The organism is Massilia sp. Root133, assembly GCF_001426525.1.
GTDB classification, from domain to species: Bacteria; Pseudomonadota; Gammaproteobacteria; order Burkholderiales; family Burkholderiaceae_D; genus Telluria; species Telluria orientalis.
In genome coordinates this window covers 112,045-128,405 of sequence record NZ_LMEW01000036.1, presented here as the reverse complement: position 1 = coordinate 128,405, position 16,361 = coordinate 112,045, and the positions used below count along the sequence as shown (strand labels likewise).

14 protein-coding genes are annotated in these 16,361 nt (G+C 68.8%); 7 read left to right on the top strand and 7 right to left on the bottom strand.

Annotated elements, in window-relative coordinates; all coding sequences use genetic code 11:
- Positions 1 to 52: 52 nt before the first annotated feature.
- Both ASD28_RS29785 and pnuC read right to left on the bottom strand, forming a co-directional pair.
- Positions 53 to 661: an ATP-binding protein gene (locus ASD28_RS29785; RefSeq protein WP_082579214.1), complete on the bottom strand. Its 609-nt coding sequence runs from the start codon at positions 659 to 661 to the stop codon at positions 53 to 55.
- Positions 658 to 1,275, bottom strand: a complete 618-nt coding sequence (pnuC, locus tag ASD28_RS29780; protein WP_056137149.1) for a nicotinamide riboside transporter PnuC — start codon at positions 1,273 to 1,275, stop codon at positions 658 to 660. The genes ASD28_RS29785 and pnuC overlap by 4 nt, the downstream gene beginning before the upstream one ends.
- Positions 1,276 to 1,445: 170 nt before the next feature.
- Between pnuC and ASD28_RS29775 the strand changes: the two genes are divergently transcribed.
- From ASD28_RS29775 to ASD28_RS29750, 6 genes are read left to right on the top strand one after another with little or no spacing between them, the layout of a single operon-like run.
- The gene (locus ASD28_RS29775; protein WP_229412438.1) at positions 1,446 to 2,708 is read left to right on the top strand and encodes an efflux RND transporter periplasmic adaptor subunit; all 1,263 of its coding nucleotides are present in this window, start codon (positions 1,446 to 1,448) and stop codon (positions 2,706 to 2,708) included.
- A 19-nt stretch (positions 2,709 to 2,727) separates the two neighbouring features.
- Positions 2,728 to 3,411, top strand: coding sequence for an ABC transporter ATP-binding protein (locus ASD28_RS29770; RefSeq protein ID WP_056137148.1), 684 nt, complete (start codon positions 2,728 to 2,730; stop codon positions 3,409 to 3,411).
- On the top strand, positions 3,401 to 4,654 hold the full coding sequence (locus ASD28_RS29765) for an ABC transporter permease (protein WP_056137145.1): 1,254 nt from the start codon (positions 3,401 to 3,403) through the stop codon (positions 4,652 to 4,654). The genes ASD28_RS29770 and ASD28_RS29765 overlap by 11 nt, the downstream gene beginning before the upstream one ends.
- Positions 4,654 to 5,850 carry an ABC transporter permease gene (locus ASD28_RS29760; RefSeq protein ID WP_056137141.1) on the top strand — a complete coding sequence of 399 codons (1,197 nt, stop codon included), beginning with the start codon at positions 4,654 to 4,656 and terminating at the stop codon, positions 5,848 to 5,850. Before ASD28_RS29765 ends, ASD28_RS29760 begins: the two co-directional genes overlap by 1 nt.
- Before the next feature lie 9 nt (positions 5,851 to 5,859).
- The gene (locus ASD28_RS29755) at positions 5,860 to 7,251 is read left to right on the top strand and encodes a sigma-54 dependent transcriptional regulator (RefSeq protein ID WP_056137139.1); all 1,392 of its coding nucleotides are present in this window, start codon (positions 5,860 to 5,862) and stop codon (positions 7,249 to 7,251) included.
- The gene (locus tag ASD28_RS29750; RefSeq protein ID WP_229412321.1) at positions 7,248 to 8,624 is read left to right on the top strand and encodes a PAS domain-containing sensor histidine kinase; all 1,377 of its coding nucleotides are present in this window, start codon (positions 7,248 to 7,250) and stop codon (positions 8,622 to 8,624) included. Before ASD28_RS29755 ends, ASD28_RS29750 begins: the two co-directional genes overlap by 4 nt.
- A 4-nt stretch (positions 8,625 to 8,628) precedes the next feature.
- Here ASD28_RS29750 and ASD28_RS29745 read toward each other — a convergent pair whose 3' ends face one another.
- From ASD28_RS29745 to ASD28_RS29735, 3 genes are all read right to left on the bottom strand, one after another.
- Positions 8,629 to 10,767 carry a S46 family peptidase gene (locus ASD28_RS29745; RefSeq protein WP_056137137.1) on the bottom strand — a complete coding sequence of 713 codons (2,139 nt, stop codon included), beginning with the start codon at positions 10,765 to 10,767 and terminating at the stop codon, positions 8,629 to 8,631.
- A 145-nt stretch (positions 10,768 to 10,912) separates the two neighbouring features.
- A complete protein-coding gene (locus ASD28_RS29740) occupies positions 10,913 to 11,569 on the bottom strand; it encodes a hypothetical protein (RefSeq protein WP_056137135.1) in 657 nt (218 codons plus the stop codon).
- Between the two features lie 11 nt (positions 11,570 to 11,580).
- A complete protein-coding gene (locus tag ASD28_RS29735) occupies positions 11,581 to 13,299 on the bottom strand; it encodes a rhamnogalacturonan lyase B N-terminal domain-containing protein (RefSeq protein ID WP_082579213.1) in 1,719 nt (572 codons plus the stop codon).
- 216 nt (positions 13,300 to 13,515) lie between these two features.
- Here ASD28_RS29735 and ASD28_RS29730 point away from each other — a divergent pair, with 216 nt between their 5' ends.
- A complete protein-coding gene (locus ASD28_RS29730) occupies positions 13,516 to 14,508 on the top strand; it encodes a bile acid:sodium symporter family protein (RefSeq protein WP_056137133.1) in 993 nt (330 codons plus the stop codon).
- 6 nt (positions 14,509 to 14,514) lie between these two features.
- Here the strand turns inward: ASD28_RS29730 and ASD28_RS29725 are convergent, their stop codons facing one another.
- Complete coding sequence (locus ASD28_RS29725) at positions 14,515 to 14,904, bottom strand: hypothetical protein (RefSeq protein ID WP_056137131.1); 390 nt, start codon at positions 14,902 to 14,904, stop codon at positions 14,515 to 14,517.
- Positions 14,905 to 14,908: 4 nt separating this feature from the next.
- Positions 14,909 to 16,354 (bottom strand): efflux transporter outer membrane subunit, encoded by a 1,446-nt coding sequence (locus ASD28_RS29720; RefSeq protein WP_229412437.1) that lies wholly within the window; start codon positions 16,352 to 16,354, stop codon positions 14,909 to 14,911.
- Positions 16,355 to 16,361 lie beyond the last annotated feature (7 nt).

The following is a 16,361-nucleotide window of genomic DNA, read 5'->3' as shown; positions in this document are numbered from 1 at the left end:
CGTCGCCCCCGCGAAAGCGGGGGCCCATGCCGACTCTCCGGAGTCTGCCCGTTTAAACAGATCGCGTTGTATCCGACGGACCGGATTCGGTAGCTCGGCATGGGTTCCCGCTGTCGCGGGAACGACGGGCGTCGGGTGGTCCTATCAATGCTTCCACCTGCCGCACCCGCGCGTCCAGCTCCCCCGTCAGCAGCGCAAACGGAATTCCCCGCGCATCCAGCACGTCCACGAGCTGCGCATGCACGCGCTGCCTCACCTCCTCCGACTCGCGCTGCAACCCATCCGGCACCCATGGCAGATCGGGCGCCGCGACGAGCGTGAACGCGTAGTCGTGTTCCGCTTCCAGGGCGAGCAGGTCCGGCGGCACGCGGCCCCAGTAGATGCGGCTGTACACGGCCGTCATCAGCGGCGTCGTGTCGACGAACAGGAAGTCCCGCACGCGCGGGTCGCGCGCGAGCAGCGCCTCGCGGGCACGCTGCGTGCGCGCGATGGCGGGCTGGTCGTCCTCGCGCGGCACGCGCGCGTTCACCTCGACGAATTCGCGCAGGTATTCCGGCACCCACAACGTGCCGTAGCGCGCCGCCAGCGCCTGCGCCAATGTCGACTTGCCCGTCGATTCGGCGCCCAGCAGCGCCACACGGTCCACCGGTGCCACGGTCATCGCGCGCCCTCGGCGACCGACAGGTCCGCGTCGTGCGCGGCGTTCGTCCAGGCACGCAGGCCCAGCACGGCCAGCACGACGAACACGGCGTACAGGATCGCCGTCAGGTGCAGGCCCTTGTAGATGTACAGGCCCACGTACAGGATGTCGACGACGATCCACGTGTGCCAGTTCTCGATCTTCTTCTGCGCCGTGAGCAGTTGGCCCAGCAGGCTGCCCGCGGTGAGGAAGCCGTCCATGTGGGGCACGTCGGTGTCCGTGCACGCCTTCAGGAATGCCGACAGCGCGAAGAACCCGACGGCCCAGCCGAGCAGCGACGCGAGCCGGCCCGTGTGCGACAGGCGCGTCACGGGCAGCGGCCTGCCCCCGGCGCCGCGCAGCCACTGCCACCAGCCCCAGATCGAGGCGGCGATGAACACGCCCTGCAGGCCGGCGTCGCCGTACAGGCGGGCGTCGAAGAACACGACCCCGTACGTGGCGGACGACACGATGGCGAAGAACCAGCCCCAGTGATTGCGCAGGATGGTCAGGACGACCGTCGCGACGGACAGCACGAAGCCGAGCAGTTCGAGCGGCGTGGTGGAAAAGCCCAGCAGGACCAGGGTATCGTTCATGGGCGGACAATGACAGGTGAGTCGGCGATTATGGAAGGTGGCGCGGGTTTATGCAACCCGACGGCGAGTGTCCGTTTCCGGACACCGCTGCCCGCCAGCGGGCAATGCGGCAGTCCGCCCCCAGAGGGAAACCCTGCTGGCACGGGGCTTGCAGTACAGGCAGCATCACAATGCCCGCTTTGATCATGGACCAGGCCATCCCGCTCGACATCCTCCGCCGCCGCACCCGCATGCGGCTCGCCTCCACGCTCCTCGTGCTCGGGGCCCTGTGCGCCGCCGCGTGGGGCCTGAACCGCGCGCTGCGTCCGAGCGTGTCCGCGGCCGACGTGGTCGTCGCGGAAGTCCGGCGCGGGAACGTGGACAACACGGTGGGCGCGGCCGGCGTCGTCATCCCCGTGCACGAGGAAGTGGTGGCCAGTCCCGGCGCGAGCCGCGTCGCGAAGGTCCTCGCCAAGCCCGGGCAGCAGGTCCGCGCGGGCGACCTGCTGCTCGAACTGGACGACCGCGACATCCGCCTCGCGCTGGAAGCGCTGAAGGAACAGCTCGCGCAGCAGGACAACCGCATCGCGACCTTGAAGCAGGAACTGGAACAGAAGCGCACGCAGATCACGAGCAGCCTCGAACTGCTGGAGATCGATTTGCAGGCCGCGCGCGCCACGCTGGAACGCAACGAGAAGCTGCGCTCAAGCGGCCTCGTATCGGGCGAGAACCTGCTGACCGCGCAGCTGAACGTGAAGCGCACGGAGATCCAGCTGCGCCAGCAGCGCGCGCTGCTCGAGGCCACGCACCGCACGACGGCCACCAATATCGCGGCGGCCGACCTGCAGAAGGCGATCCTGCAAAAGCAGATCGCGCAACAGGAGCAGCTGCTGGACCGCACCCGCGTGCGCGCCCCGTTCGGCGGCATGCTCACCTGGCTGTTGGAGGAAGAAGGCGCGAGCGTGGCGGCGGGCCAGCTCGTCGCGCGCGTCTCCGAATTGAACAACTACCGCGTCGAGGCGACGTTGTCCGACTTCCACGCGCGCCAGCTCGCGCCGGGACAGGCCGTGCGGGTGGAGCAGAACGGCGAGGTCATGGCCGGCACCGTCCACACGATCCTGCCCGAAATCCAGAACGGCACCATCAAGCTGCTCGTCGACCTCGCCCAACCGCGCAATCCGCACCTGCGTAACAAGATGCGCGTCGACGTCGCCGTCGTCACCGAGCGCCGCACGAACGTGCTCGTGGTCGACGGCGGCCCCGCGTTCAACGGCCGCGGCCCGCAGCCCGCGTTCGTCGTGCGCGACGGCGTGGCGCGCAGGACGACCCTCGACCTGGGCGCCGGCGACGGCAAGGTCGTCGAAGTCGTGGCCGGCGCGCACGCGGGCGACCGCGTCGTCGTCTCCGACACGGCCGACTTCAAGCACCGCGACAGCATCCGCATCACGAACTGAATCCAAACGAGAGGACACCATGATCAGACTGACCCAGGTCAGCAAGACCTACCGCACCGACAAGGTGGAAACGCTGGCCCTGAAAGATATCGACCTCGTCGTCGAGCGCGGCGAATTCGTCGCGCTGATGGGCCCCAGCGGCTGCGGCAAGAGCACCCTGCTGAACCTCATCGGCCTGCTCGACCGGCCCAGCCAGGGCGCGATCGACGTGGACGGCATTCCGATCAAGCGCTACGCCGACCGCCAGCTCGCGAAGCTGCGCAACCAGACGTTCGGCTTCATCTTCCAAAGCTTCCACCTGATCCAGGACCTGCGCGTGATCGACAACGTGGAACTGCCCCTGCTCTACCGCAGCGTGTCCGGCGGCGAGCGGCGCCGGCTCGCGCGCGAGGCGCTGGCCCGCGTGGGCCTGTCCGCGCGCATGGACCACTACCCGAACCAGCTGTCCGGCGGCCAGCAGCAGCGCGTGGCGATCGCGCGCGCCATCGTCGGCCAGCCGCACGTGCTGCTCGCGGACGAGCCGACGGGGAACCTGGACAGCCGGATGGGCGCCGAGATCATGGACATCCTGCTGACACTGAACGCGGAAGGCACGACCATCGTGATGGTCACGCACGACGAGCGCGAGGCGTCGCAGGTCGGCCGCATCGTGCGCGTGTTCGACGGCCAGCTCGTCCAGCCGGAGCATCTCCATGCTGCGTAACTACCTGCTGACCGCCTACAAGGTCTTCATGCGCCGCAAGCTGTTCACGGCCATCAACCTCGCGTGCATCGTGCTCACGCTCGTCGTGCTGATGGTGATCAGCGCCCTGCTCGACACGGCATTCTGGCCGACCGGCGTGGAAGGGCGGAGCGACCGCCTGCTGCAGGTGTACGGCATGCGCAGCGAGAGCGTCAACGACAAGGGCCTGCCCACCGGCCTGCGCACCGGCCTGCTGGGCTACAAGACGATCTCGCGCTACCTCATGCCGTTGACGAGCGTGGAGCGCGTCTCCGCCATCACGACGACGAGCGAGGTCTCGGTCTACCAGGGCGACCGCGTGAGCCGGCTCGACATGCGCCGCGTCGACGCGAACTACTGGAAGATCATGCAATTCAAGCTGCTGGCCGGCCGCCTGCCGGACGAGGACGACGACCGCCTGGGCCGCATGGTGGCCGTCGTCAACGCGACGACGGCGCGCCAGCTGTTCCCCGGGGCCGCCGCGGTCGGCCAACGGATCAGCGTGAACGGCCAGGCGTTCGAGATCATCGGCGTCGTCGCGGACGTCATCCACATCAACGCGTACGCGGACATCTGGGCGCCCCTGTCCACGTTCCCGTCGTCGAACTACCGCGACGAATACACGGGCATGTTCGCCGCGCTGCTGCTGGCGCGCTCGCCCGCCGACCTGCCGCGCGTCCGCGCCGACGTCGAACGGGTTGCGAAGACCATCCAGCCGGTCGGCGACCAGATCTTCGGCAAGACGACGTTCTGGGCCGATACGAAGCTCGACGTCGTCGCCCGCGCATTGCAGGGCCGGGAGAGCCATGTCGATTCCGGCGGCAACCGGCTCCTGGCGATGATCGCGGGCGGCATGCTCGTGTTCATGCTGCTGCCCGCGCTGAACCTCGTCAACCTGAACATGGGCCGCATCATGGAACGCAGCGCGGAGATCGGCGTGCGCAAGGCGTTCGGCGCCACCAGCCTGCAGCTCGCGGGCCAGCTCGTCGTCGAGAACGTGCTGCTGTGCCTCGCCGGCGGCCTGCTCGGCCTGGCCTGCGCCCAGGGTGTGCTGTGGTGGCTCGAAGCATCGCAGCTGATCCCGTACCTGGAAGTCCACATCAACCCGACCGTGTTCGGCTGCGGCATGCTGCTCGCCTTCGTGTTCGGCCTGCTGTCCGGCGCGATCCCCGCGTGGAAGATGTCGCGCCTCGATCCCGTCCATGCCCTGAAAGGAGCCGCGTGATGCTGCGCCACCTGTTGCGACTGACCTGGAAGCGCAAGTCCAGGAACCTCATGCTGAGCCTCGAGATCCTGCTCGCCTTCGTCATCGTGTTCGGCATCGCCGCGTTCGGGCTGCGCTACTGGCAGCTGTACCGCCAGCCGGTCGGCTTCGACGGCACCGACACGTGGTCCGTGCAGATGCAGATGGGCGAGGCACCGCCCAAGTCCATCGCGCCGGACGTCTACGACACCATGCGCCGCAGCCTGCTGGAACTGCCGGAAGTGCGCGCCGTGACCTTTGCCAGCTATGCGCCGTACACCCGCTCGACGTGGACCACGACGTTCGCATCGCCGCAGACCGGCGCCGCCGTGCAGACCAATACCATCGAAGCGGGCGACGACCTGCCGGAGGTGCTCGGCATGCGGCTCGTGGCCGGCCGCTGGTTCGGCGCCGCCGACGACGGCCAGGACGCGCGGCCCGCGGTCGTGAACCGGCGTGTGGCCGCCGACATGTTCCCGGGCCGGCCGGCGCTGGGCCAGCGCTACACGAGTACCGACTACGGCGTCACGCGCACCTTCCGCGTGATCGGCATCGTGGACACGTTCCGCAACCAGGGCCCGCTGATGGTGCCGACGAACTTCGTCCTCATGCGGTTCACGCCGCACACGACGGAATCGCGCGTGCGCACGATCCTGCTGCGCGTCGCGCCCGGCACGCCGCGCGGCTTCGAGGCGAAGCTGAACGAGCGGCTCAAGGCGGTCCGCAACGATTGGGGCTACCAGATCGCGCCGCTGCAATCGCTGCGCGCTTCGCTGCTGAAGGAGCAGCTCATTCCGCTGGCCGTGGCGGGCGTGATCGCGTCGTTCATGCTCGTCATGGTCGCCTTCGGCCTGTTCGGCGTGCTGTGGCAGAACACGACGCGCCGGATCCCCGAGATCGGCCTGCGCCGCGCGATCGGCGCGCGCGCCGCCGACATCTACCGCCAGATCGTCCTCGAACAGCTGCTCATCGGGTCCCTGGCGATGGGCGTGGGCCTCGTGCTGCTCGTGCAGCTGCCGCTCACCGGCGCGCTGGGCGACACCTTGAACTGGTCCGTGTTCGCCGGCGCCGTGGGGCTGTCGATGGCCGTTATCTATCTGCTATCCTTGGCGTGCTCGCTCTACCCCGGCTGGCGCGCGAGCCGCCTCGATCCGGCCGCGGCACTGCACTACGAATAAAAGGCTGACATGGAACCACAACGCAGGCGACGCGTACTGGTCGTCGACGACGACCACGCCGTCCAGGTCTCGCTGGCCCTGCTCCTCAAGCAGGCCGGCTTCGACGCGGCATGCGCGGACGGGCCGCGCGAGGCGCTGGCGCAACTCGACGCAACGCCGTTCGACCTCGTCTTACAGGACATGAATTTCTCGCTGCAGACGAGCGGCGAGGAGGGCCTCGACCTGCTCGCGCGCGTCAAGGCGGCGCATCCGGCGCTGCCCGTGCTGTTGATGACGGCGTGGGGCTCGATCGCGCTGGCCGTGCGCGGCGTGAAGGCGGGCGCCGCGAACTTTTTCACCAAGCCCTGGGACAACGCCCAACTGGTCGACCTGATCGAAGCGACGCTCGATCTCGGCACGCCGCCGGCAGCAAGCAGCCGCACGCGCGCCGCGCTCGATGCCAGGTATGACTTCACTGCCATCGTCGGCGCGCACCCGAAGCTGCTGAAAGTGCTGGAGACGATCGCGCAGGTCGCGGCCACGCGCGCCCCGGTGCTGATCCTCGGCGAGAGCGGCACCGGCAAGGAGTTGATCGCCGACGCCATCCACCGCAACAGTCCGCGCCGGGCGGCGCCTATCGTCAAGATCAACATGGGCGCCATCACGACGTCGCTGTTCGAAAGCGAGATGTTCGGCCACGTGCGCGGCGCGTTCACGGATGCGCGCGACAACCGCAAGGGCCATATCGCCAGCGCCGACGGCGGCACGCTGTTCCTCGACGAGATCGGAGAACTGAACCGCGGCGACCAGGTGAAACTGCTGCGCGTGCTGCAGGACCAGCGCTACCAGCCCGTCGGCGCGAGCCGCGCGGAGCAGGCCGACGTACGCGTGATCTCGGCCACCAACCGTGAACTGGCGGAGCTCGTCGCCGCCGGCGACTTCCGCGAAGACTTGTTCTATCGCCTGAACCTGATCACGATCCGCCTGCCGCCGCTGCGCGAACGGCGCAGCGACATCCCGCTGCTGGCGCGCCATATCGTGGAGCATGTGGCCGACAGCTATGGCCTGCGAGCCGTCGCCCTCGCCCCGCAGGCGCTGGACTGGCTCGCGGCGCAGCCGTGGCCCGGCAACATCCGCCAGCTGAAGCAGACGCTGGAACGCACCCTCCTCCTGGCCGGCAAGGACGTGCTCACGCAGGCCGACTTCCTCGCGACGAGCGCCGTCGACGAAGGCGTGTCCGGCGGCCGGCTCGGCGTTGACGGCATGACGCTGGACCAGGTCGAACGCCTGATGATCGAACAGGCGCTGCGCCAGCACGCGGGCAACATCTCGCGCGTGGCGAAGGCCCTGGGCCTGTCGCGCACGGCGCTGTACCGCAGGCTGGAACGCCACGGCCTCGCCGGCGCGGACGGCGCCGCATGATGCGGCTGCGCCCGCGCCTCGGCACGTACATCCTCGCGCTGCACGTGCCGCTGTTCGGCTGCGCCGCCCTGCTGCTGCCCGCGCGGCCGTTGCTGTTCGTCGGCGCGGAAGGGCTGCTGCTCGCGAGCCTGGGCCTGGGCTGGCGGCTCGTGCGCCAGGCGCTGGAACCGCTCGGCTACACGCGCCGCTTCCATGAGCTGCTGCAGGACCAGCACTACGCCAACCGCCTGGCCGCGCCCGCGTCGCGCGAGCTGGACGACCTCGTGGACACGTTCAACACGATGCTGGCCGCGCTGCACCGCGAACGGCTTGCGATCGGCGAGCAGCAGGGCTTCCTCGACCGCCTGCTGGAAGCGACGCCGGTCGCCGTCCTCGTGTTCGACTTCGACGGCGCGATCAGCCTCGTGAACGCGAGCGCGGGCGAACTGCTCGGCCTGGACCGGCCCGAGGGCAAGCGCTTGTCCGCCTGGGCCGACGGCGCTGCCGGATTCGCGCGACACCTCGACGCGCGCGGACACGCGCGGAGCCGCCAGCTCGCCGCGCAGCTGGACGCCCTGCCGCTGGGCGAATCGCGCCTGCTGACGGACCCGGACGGCCGCCGCTACCGCGCCCAGCGCGGCCAGTTCTACGACCGCGGCTTCGCGCGCCACTTCATCATGGTCGAGGAACTGACGGCGGAACTGGAAGACTCGGAGCGGGCCACGTACGCACGCCTGATCCGCGTGCTGGCGCATGAAGTCAACAACACGGTGGCCGCGACGGGCTCCGTGCTCGACTCGCTGCTGTACTACCGCGACCAGCTGCACGAACGGGACGCGGGCGACTTCGCGACGGCCATCGTCGCCGTCAAGCGCCGCAATGCAAGCCTCGGCGAATTCATCGACCGCTTCACGAAGGTCGTCAAGATGCCGCCGCCGGAACCGCGCCCGACGGATCTGAAAGCCGTCGTCGACGACATCCTGTGGCTGAACCGCGAACAATGCAGCAGCCGCGGCATCGCGCTGGGCTGGCACCGCTGCGATGCCGTCGCGCCGCTCGCGCTGGATGCGCAGCTGATCGAGCAGGCCCTCATGAACATCGTCAAGAATGCGATGGAAGCGATCGAGGCGGCCGGTCAATCGAGCGGCGCGATCAGGCTGGAACTGGCGGACGAAGGCCGGCGCGTGCGGCTGTCGGTCGTCGACTCGGGCAACCTGCTGGCCAGCGGACCGGCGCGGCCGCTGTTCACGCCGTTCTTCACGACGAGAAAGGGCGGCCAGGGGATCGGGTTGATGTTCGTGCGCGAGGTGCTGCAGCGGCACGGGTGCACGTATTCGCTGGCACCGGGGGCGCCGGGAGAGACGCGGTTCGACATCTGGTTCCCGGCGCCGTGACGCATTACCCCTTCGGGTACTTGATCGTCATTTCCTTCAGCAGGTTGTCCGCATGGTCGACCTCCTTCATCACCCACAGCATGTAGCGGATGTCGACGTGGATCGCGCGCGTGATCACCGGATCGAAGTACCAGTCCTTCGTGATCGACTCGTAGGTCGAATCGAAGTTCAGGCCGACCAGTTCTCCGCGCTTGTTCATCACGGCGGAACCGGAATTGCCGCCCGTCGTGTCGGCGCTCGACAGGAAATTCACCGGCACCGTGCCCAGCGCCGGATCCCGGAACTGGCCGTAGCGCTTGTCGCGGATCGCCTGCAGCAGCGCATTCGGCGCGTCGAACGGCGCCTTGCCCGTCTGCTTTTCGAGGATGCCTTCGACGGTGGTGAACGGTCCCTTGACGATGCCGTCGCGCGGGCTGTACGGCGCCACGGTGCCGTAGGTCACGCGCAAGGTGCCGTTGGCGTCCGGGTAGACCGGCTTGCCCTGCGACTTCTTCCAGGCCACGACGGCGTCCATGTACAGCGGGACGACGCGTTCCAGGTTGCCGTCGACTTCCTTGCGGTGCTCTTCCAGCGCGAGGCCGACGTCGTGCAGGTGCACGGCCAGCTGGATGAACGGGTCGTTCGATTTGCGGAACGCGTCCGCGTCCTTGCCGATCCAGGCCAGGCGCTTCGCCGTGTCGCCCAGCTCCGTGCCCTTGTACAGCGGGGCCAGCCCGTTCTGCGCGGGCAGCAGCCCGTCCAGCCCGTGCGGCCGCACCTTCGTGTCGATCTTGCCGTAGCGGACCAGCGCGGACTGCCAGCGGGCCTGGTCGACGCTGGGCACGAACGATTGCTCGAGGCGGGCCAGGCGCGCCTTGATGAACGAGACGTCGCGGTCCTGGAAGCCCGTTTCGCGCTGCGCGTCCGGCCTCTGGTGTTCCAGCGCCAGGCGGTACAGGGTGCGCGCGCTCTTCAGCAGGTCGCTGTGCGTCGCCTCGAGCCATGCGGTCTCCTGCTGCGTCGTCGCCATGTCGGCGGCGATGGCGGCGTCGAGGTCGGCCAGCAAATTCTTCGGTCCAGTGCCGTGTTGCTTGTACCACGTGCGGAATTCGGCGTCCTGCGCATCCTTGATCGAAGCGATGTCCTTGCGCGCGAAGCCGTCCAGCAGGCCGCGCGTCTTTTTCAGCACGTTGTTCAGGCTCTTCGCCACGCTCGCGTAGCGGACGGTGTAGTCCGGGTTGCCCATCGTGGCGGCCGCGATGACCGACAGGTCGGCCGTGATCGATGCCACCTTGGCCGGATAGTCGACGTCGCGCGCGAAGCGGATCTCGGCCGGCAGCTTGTAGCGGCTCGTGCGGCCCGGGTAGCCGGCCAGCAGGATCGGGTCGCCTGCCTTCAGGCCTTCGGCCGAGACGACGAGGAAGCTCTTCGATTTGTACGGCACGTTGTCCGGCGACGGATCGGCCGGGCGGCCATCCTTGCCGACGTACGCGCGCAGGAAGGAGAAGTCGCCGACGTGGCGCGGGAACTCGTAGTTGTCGATGTCGCCGCCGAAGTCGCCCACGCTGTTCGCAGGCGCGTAGACGAGGCGCACGTCGCGGATCAGCAGCTGCTTGATGCGGTAGTACTCGCCGCCGCGGTTGAACGCCGGGACCGCGCAGCGGTAGGCCTTGTCGCTCTCGCACTCCGCGATCAGCGCCTTGATGCGCGCCCCGACCTGCTCGTGGCGCTCCTTGCCCGACATGCCGGCACCGAGGCCCTTCAGGACGCGATCCGTCACGTTCTCGACCTTCTCCGTCACGTAGACGACCGTGTTCGGACCGCCCGGCAATTCTTCCGCGCGCGTCTTCGCGAGGAAGCCGTTGGCGATGTAATTGTGATCCGGGGTCGAGTTGCGCTGGATCGCGCCGTAGCCGCAGTGGTGGTTCGTGACGACGAGACCGTCCGGCGACACGAACGACGCCGAGCAGCCCGGCGTCGCCACGATGGCGCTCATCGGGTGTTTCGACAGGTCGGCGAGCCGCTCGGCCGGAATCGTGATGCCGATGCGTTTCAGCTCGGATTTCAGCTGCGGCAGCTGGTGCGGCTGCCACTGGCCCTCGTCGGCGAGCGCACCGGCGCTCGCCCCCAGCAGGGCGACGGGAAGGACGACGGATTTGAACAAGACAAACCTCGCGAAAAAAAGCAAACACGAGTATATCGTCTAGCCGTCTTGTTTCGGAAACAAAATTGTCACGATTCGCCCAGGGAGAGTATGTACAGCCCCCATAACGGCGTCGCGCGGACGCCACATCCCGTAATTCCACCGATCAGGCGTATTTACTTTTGCGTCGCCGCAGCGCCGCCGCCATCCCCGCCAGCGCGGCCGCGCACAACGCCGGCGACGCCGGTTCCGGCAGGCCGACGCGCACCTCGTCCAGCGCGGGCGCGCTGTAGCCCGCCTGCCGGTTCGCGGTCGAGAAGGCGAAGTAGCGCACCTCGTCGAAGCCGTTCCCGTCGACGAGTCCCAGGATCGCGCCGCGCGGAGAGCTGAAGTTGCCGCTGCCGGTGCGCTGGCCATCCGCATACGTGGCCCAGTAGCCGTTCAGGGACTGGTAGCCGCTGCCGGCCGCGAACTCGATCCGGTAGATATCTGCGCCGTCCGCGCGGCGCACGCTGATGTACGCGTTCGTGCCGGACGTGGCGAGGTAGTTGCCGTCGAACGCGGGACTCAGGTCGGACACCGCGTCGTAGCAGTCCACGCCGGCATAGCCGCAGCCGTTGTTGGCGCCGTAGCCGCTTGCGTGGAACAGCAGGCCGTCCTCGACCCAGTCGTTGGCGAGCGCCGTGTTCAGGTCGAAGTGCGCCGCGTTGGTGACGGTGCCGACGGCCGTGCCGGCACCGAGGGTCTGCAGCACGGCGGCGCCGGCCCATTGCGCGACCAGGGTTAGCGCGGCTGCGCACAGCAGGCGGTTCTTGACATGCATGGTCGTCTCCATCATGGCGTGGGAATCAGGTCGAGCGCGTCGTAGCTGTAGCCGGGGCTCAGGAAGCGGATGCCGCTGGAGCCGCTGATCGCCGTCAGCGTCAGCACGTTCTGGCCCACGACCAGTTCGGTGGCGGGGATGTCGAACGTATACATCGTGTTGTTGCCGCGGTAGGTGCCGACCGTCAGCGTGCGCGACGACGGCTGCGTGGATGCGGGCGGATTCGCCGACACCCAGCCGTTCACCTGCGCCTTGGGCCGTCCGCCCGCGAAGGCGTCCGTGATGCCGACGCGCAGCCGCAGCGGCACGATCTGGCTCGCGCGCAGGTTGAAGCGCACGGTCAGCGTGCCGTTCACGTCCTTCCACTGATACGCGGGGAAGCCGGTCGCCGGGGTCGACGTGCCGACCACGTAATCGCCCGGCGTCCACGACGCCATGCGCACGTCGGACGGGTGCATCGTCGCGACCTTGCCGCCGTTGATGAATTCCGCCGGCGTGCCGTCCCACTCGCCGATGCGCCAGAGCGCGGCCGCGCTGCCCGGATCGCCCGTCACGGCGACGGTGCCCGCGTCCGTCGTGGCGCCTGCGCCGACCGTCACCGTGCGCGTGTCGACCGCGAGCTCGTTCTTGTAGACCTTCATCGTATAGGTCCCGGGGATCATGCCGGTGCTGGCGAAATGGCCGTCCGGGGCGTCGGCCGCCGTCCAGTACTGGGCCGTCGCATTCGCGAAGCCGACCGTGTAGGCGAAGCGCGGATCGCGGCCCGTGATGGCGGCCCCGCTCACCGCACCGCGTGCTTCCGGTCCCACCCAGCCCGTGAGGCCGAGGGCGCCGAGCCAGGACGTGTCCACCGGTGCCGGTGCGGAACCGTCGTTGAACACCATCGTGTACGTGTTGAGGATCTTCGTGCGCAGCGGCTCCGTCTGGCCCTCGCCGTAGTTGATGATGTAGGTGATCTCCTGGTTCGTCGCCGTGGCCTGGTTCAGCAGGCTGCGGTAGAACGGGCCGCCCGAATTGCCCTCGTTGTCGTCGCGGACGATCCACAGGCCGACATCGGTCCCCGTCGCGCCGATGAACTGCCAGTCCTTCAGGCGCATGTTGGAGTAGTGCTTGGAGCGCGTTTCGCCGTTCGGCATGCCGAAGACGTCGCTCGCTTCGATCGCCCCGCTGGTGCCGCGCAGGTCGGACGGCGCCGGACCGTTGGGCAGCCGTGCGATCGGCACGCGCACGATGAAGCGCGCGAGGTTCAGCGTATCGGGCTCGCTCGTGAAATACGTCCCCATGTAGATCTTCGCCTCGCCGCGGCGCGCGATGTAGTAGTGCGTGAGGCCGCCCGCCCGCACGGTCACCTTGACGACGTCGCTGCCGATCGTCTCCGCGTTCACGTCCACCGCGGAGATGCCCTTGTACAGGTAGTCGAAGCCGGAATTGACCTGCGTGCCGCGGCCCTGGTCCTGGTACTCGACGCCGTTGTAGACCAGCGACGCGAGGTCGCCGGCCGACTGCGTGCTGACGCCGTTGTCGAGGCGCCGCACCTTGAAGACGAGGCCCGCGCCGGTGTCGATCGTGTAGAAACTGGCATCCTGCGTGAGGCCGAACGCGGATGCCGTGGCGACGGTCGCCAGCGTCCGGGTGGCGCCGGCGGTGGCGGTGTTGCCGGCGTCGCCGCAGCCTGCGGCCAGCAAGCATAACGTCGAGGCGAACGCGGTCCTGCGCATATACATGTGCATCGTCTGTCTCCTGTTTGTCGGTTTGTCGGGACGTCGGTCCCGTTTGTCAAATCTGTGCGCGCCCGGGTTTGCACATCAGTATTGACGGGCTGCGCGCGGCGGGTCAACGGCGTGGAATGCTTGCCACGCAAAGAATCACGCGCTTGAGCGGAGGCCGGCAGATGCAGATAGAATGGCGGGTCCGGCGCCGTCCGGAGCTTCTCGCCGACCATCACCATGCCCAGTCTCCTCGCACCCGTTTCCGCCCTCCTCCGCCGCCTGTCGATCGACACCTTCACCATCCTGCTGCTGTGCACCGTCGCCCTCGCGAGCGTGCTGCCGTGCGCGGGCGAGACGGCCGTCGTCCTCGGCAAGGTCACCACCGTCGCCATCGGCCTGTTGTTCTTCCTGCACGGCGCGAAGCTGTCGCGCGAAGCGATCGTCGCCGGCATGACGCACTGGCGCCTGCACCTGCTGGTGCTCGCGTCGACCTTCGTCATGTTCCCGCTGCTGGGTCTCGCCCTGAAGCCGCTGGCGGGCAACGTCGTCACGCCCGAGCTGTACGTGGGCATCCTGTTCCTGTGCACCCTGCCCTCCACCGTCCAGTCGTCGATCGCGTTCACGTCGATGGCGCGCGGAAACGTGGCGGCGGCCGTGTGCAGCGCGTCGGCGTCGAATTTCGTCGGCATCTTCGTCACGCCGCTGCTCGTGTCGACCCTCATCGTGCAGGGCGCGGCGGGCGGCTCGTCGCTGGACGCCGTGATCACCATCGTCGAGCAGCTTCTGCTGCCTTTCCTGGCCGGGCAAGTCCTGCGTCCGTGGATCGGCAAATGGGTGGACAGCCACAAGCCGATGCTGAAGATCGTCGACCAGGGCTCGATCCTGCTGGTCGTCTACACGGCGTTTTCCGAATCCGTCAACGAAGGCCTGTGGCACAAGCTGTCGGGAAAATCGCTCGTTGCGCTCGTCGTCATCAGCTGCGTGATGCTGGCGATCGCGCTGGGCCTCGCCACGTGGACGAGCCGGCGCCTGGGCTTCAGCCGCGAGGACGAGATCACCATCGTGTTCTGCGGCTCCAAAAAGAGTCTCGCGAGCGGCGTGCCGATGGCCAAGGTGCTGTTCGCGCCGAGCGCGCTGGGCATGGTCATCCTGCCCGTGATGCTGTTCCACCAGATCCAGCTGATGGTCTGCGCGGTGCTGGCCCAGAAGTGGGGCCGAGAACAGCGTTAACACCGTTTATTTGGCCAAAGCCAGTCCGCCCCACCATACCTCCGGCAACGCGGCTGCGAGCATCATGCCGGGGCCCAGCGCCGTGATGAGCCAGCGTCGGCGCGGCGGCAGCCAGGCCGTGCGCGGATCATGCAGGCTCGCGCGGATGTCGCGCCAGCCGAAGCTTGCCAGCGCCACCATCCCGAGCGCGAACAACGACCACAGCGCCGCATTGTTCAGCAGCGCCGCGAAATCCATGTCGAGGTAGGCGAGCGCCGGCAGCGCGAGGCTCACGCTGCCCAGCAGTTCGGCCGTCGCGACGACGGCCGCGCGGCCGCGGCGGCGGAAGTCCCGACGCAGCATCCAGGCCGACAGCGCGACGTCGCCGGCGAGGTACAGCGCGCTCCATGCGGGCATGGTGTTACTCCTGCGCGGTGAGCTGGTCCGCGTGCCAGCCACCGCCCAGCGACTGGATCAGCGCCACGGCCGTCGTCTGCCGGTTGCCCTGCGTCTGCACGAGCGCGCGGCGCGCGTTCAGGGCCGTCACCTGGGCCTGCACCACTTCCGAATAACTCACCTGGCCGGCCTTGTAGCGGTTCAGCACCTGCTCCTCGACCTTGTCCGCCGCCGCCGATGCCTGGCGCTGCAGCTCCTGCTGCTGCGCCAGCACGCGCGTGGCGTTCAACTGGTCCTCGACGTCGGCGAAGGCATCCAGCACCGTCTGGCGATAGCGCGCGACGGCCTGCTCGCGCGCGGCGTCGGCGCCCTGCACCGCCGCGCGGTTGGCGCCGCCGTTGAAGATCGTCTCGGTGGCCGACAGGCCCAGTGCCCACGCCATGCTCGATGCCTTGAACAGGTCGCCGATGGCGCTGGCGGACGGGCCATACGACGCCGTGAGGCCGATCTGCGGGAAGTAGGCGGCGCGCACGAGTCCGATCTGCGCGTTGGCCGCGGCCACCGCGCGTTCGGACGCGGCGATGTCGGGCCGGCGCTCCAGCAGCGTGGACGGCACGCCTACCGGCACGTCCGGCACCGTCACTGTCCACGGCGCCGGCGCCAGCGCGAAGTCGGCCGGCGCCTTGCCGACGAGGACCGCGATCGCGTGCTCCAGCTGCGCGCGCTGGCGGGCCAGCGTGAGGTCGTCGCTCTGCGCGCTGGCGAGCTGGGTCTGGGCCTGGTAGACGTCCGAGTGGGGCACGATGCCCACGTCGAAGCGGTTCTGCGTGATCTTCAGCACGCGCTGGTAGCCTTCGATGGTCGTGGCCAGCAGCGCGCGCTGGGCGTCGACGGAGCGCAGCGAAAAATAGTCGGCCGCCAGTTCGCCCTGCGCGGACAGGCGTGCCGACGCGAGGTCGGCCGCGCTGGCCTGGGCATTGGCCTGCGCCGCGGAGATGCCCGCGCGCAGGCGCCCCCACACGTCCGGCTCCCAGCTCGATCCGATGTTCAGGCGGAAGCTGTTCGACGTGCGGCCGTTGTTGTTGTCGTTGCCACCGCCGTTGCCGTTCCGGTTCGCGCCGCCGGTCAGCGTCACGGTCGGGAACAGCGCCGCGCGCTGCTGCGCGACGAGCGCGCGCGCCTGGCTGTACGCGGCGACGGCCGCCGCCACGTTCTGGTTGCTGACCTCGACCTGGCGCGCGAGGCCATCGAGCACGGGGTCGTTGAACAGGGTCCACCACGGACCGCGGTCGAGCGCATCTGCCGGTGCGGCGGGCGCCCATCCGGCGGACGCCGAGTCTTGCAGCTCCTTGAACGCGGCCGGCTGCGGCGTCGCCGGGCGCTCGTACGTGGGCGCGAGCGCGCAGCCGGACAGCACGGCGGCGGCGAGCAACGCGGAGATCAGCGGACGAATGGTCGTGGTAAATCGCATGGTTCGG

What these genes read in the sequence shown, in the direction of transcription:
- ASD28_RS29735 (WP_082579213.1), bottom strand. Translation starts at nt 13,299, where the DNA reads ATGCACATGTATATGCGCAGGACCGCGTTCGCCTCGACGTTATGCTTG.
- ASD28_RS29755 (WP_056137139.1), top strand. Translation starts at nt 5,860, where the DNA reads ATGGAACCACAACGCAGGCGACGCGTACTGGTCGTCGACGACGACCAC.
- ASD28_RS29775 (WP_229412438.1), top strand. Translation starts at nt 1,446, where the DNA reads ATGCCCGCTTTGATCATGGACCAGGCCATCCCGCTCGACATCCTCCGC.
- ASD28_RS29720 (WP_229412437.1), bottom strand. Translation starts at nt 16,354, where the DNA reads ATGCGATTTACCACGACCATTCGTCCGCTGATCTCCGCGTTGCTCGCC.
- ASD28_RS29785 (WP_082579214.1), bottom strand. Translation starts at nt 661, where the DNA reads ATGACCGTGGCACCGGTGGACCGTGTGGCGCTGCTGGGCGCCGAATCG.
- ASD28_RS29730 (WP_056137133.1), top strand. Translation starts at nt 13,516, where the DNA reads ATGCCCAGTCTCCTCGCACCCGTTTCCGCCCTCCTCCGCCGCCTGTCG.
- ASD28_RS29725 (WP_056137131.1), bottom strand. Translation starts at nt 14,904, where the DNA reads ATGCCCGCATGGAGCGCGCTGTACCTCGCCGGCGACGTCGCGCTGTCG.
- ASD28_RS29750 (WP_229412321.1), top strand. Translation starts at nt 7,248, where the DNA reads ATGATGCGGCTGCGCCCGCGCCTCGGCACGTACATCCTCGCGCTGCAC.
- ASD28_RS29760 (WP_056137141.1), top strand. Translation starts at nt 4,654, where the DNA reads ATGCTGCGCCACCTGTTGCGACTGACCTGGAAGCGCAAGTCCAGGAAC.
- ASD28_RS29740 (WP_056137135.1), bottom strand. Translation starts at nt 11,569, where the DNA reads ATGCATGTCAAGAACCGCCTGCTGTGCGCAGCCGCGCTAACCCTGGTC.
- pnuC (WP_056137149.1), bottom strand. Translation starts at nt 1,275, where the DNA reads ATGAACGATACCCTGGTCCTGCTGGGCTTTTCCACCACGCCGCTCGAA.
- ASD28_RS29765 (WP_056137145.1), top strand. Translation starts at nt 3,401, where the DNA reads ATGCTGCGTAACTACCTGCTGACCGCCTACAAGGTCTTCATGCGCCGC.
- ASD28_RS29770 (WP_056137148.1), top strand. Translation starts at nt 2,728, where the DNA reads ATGATCAGACTGACCCAGGTCAGCAAGACCTACCGCACCGACAAGGTG.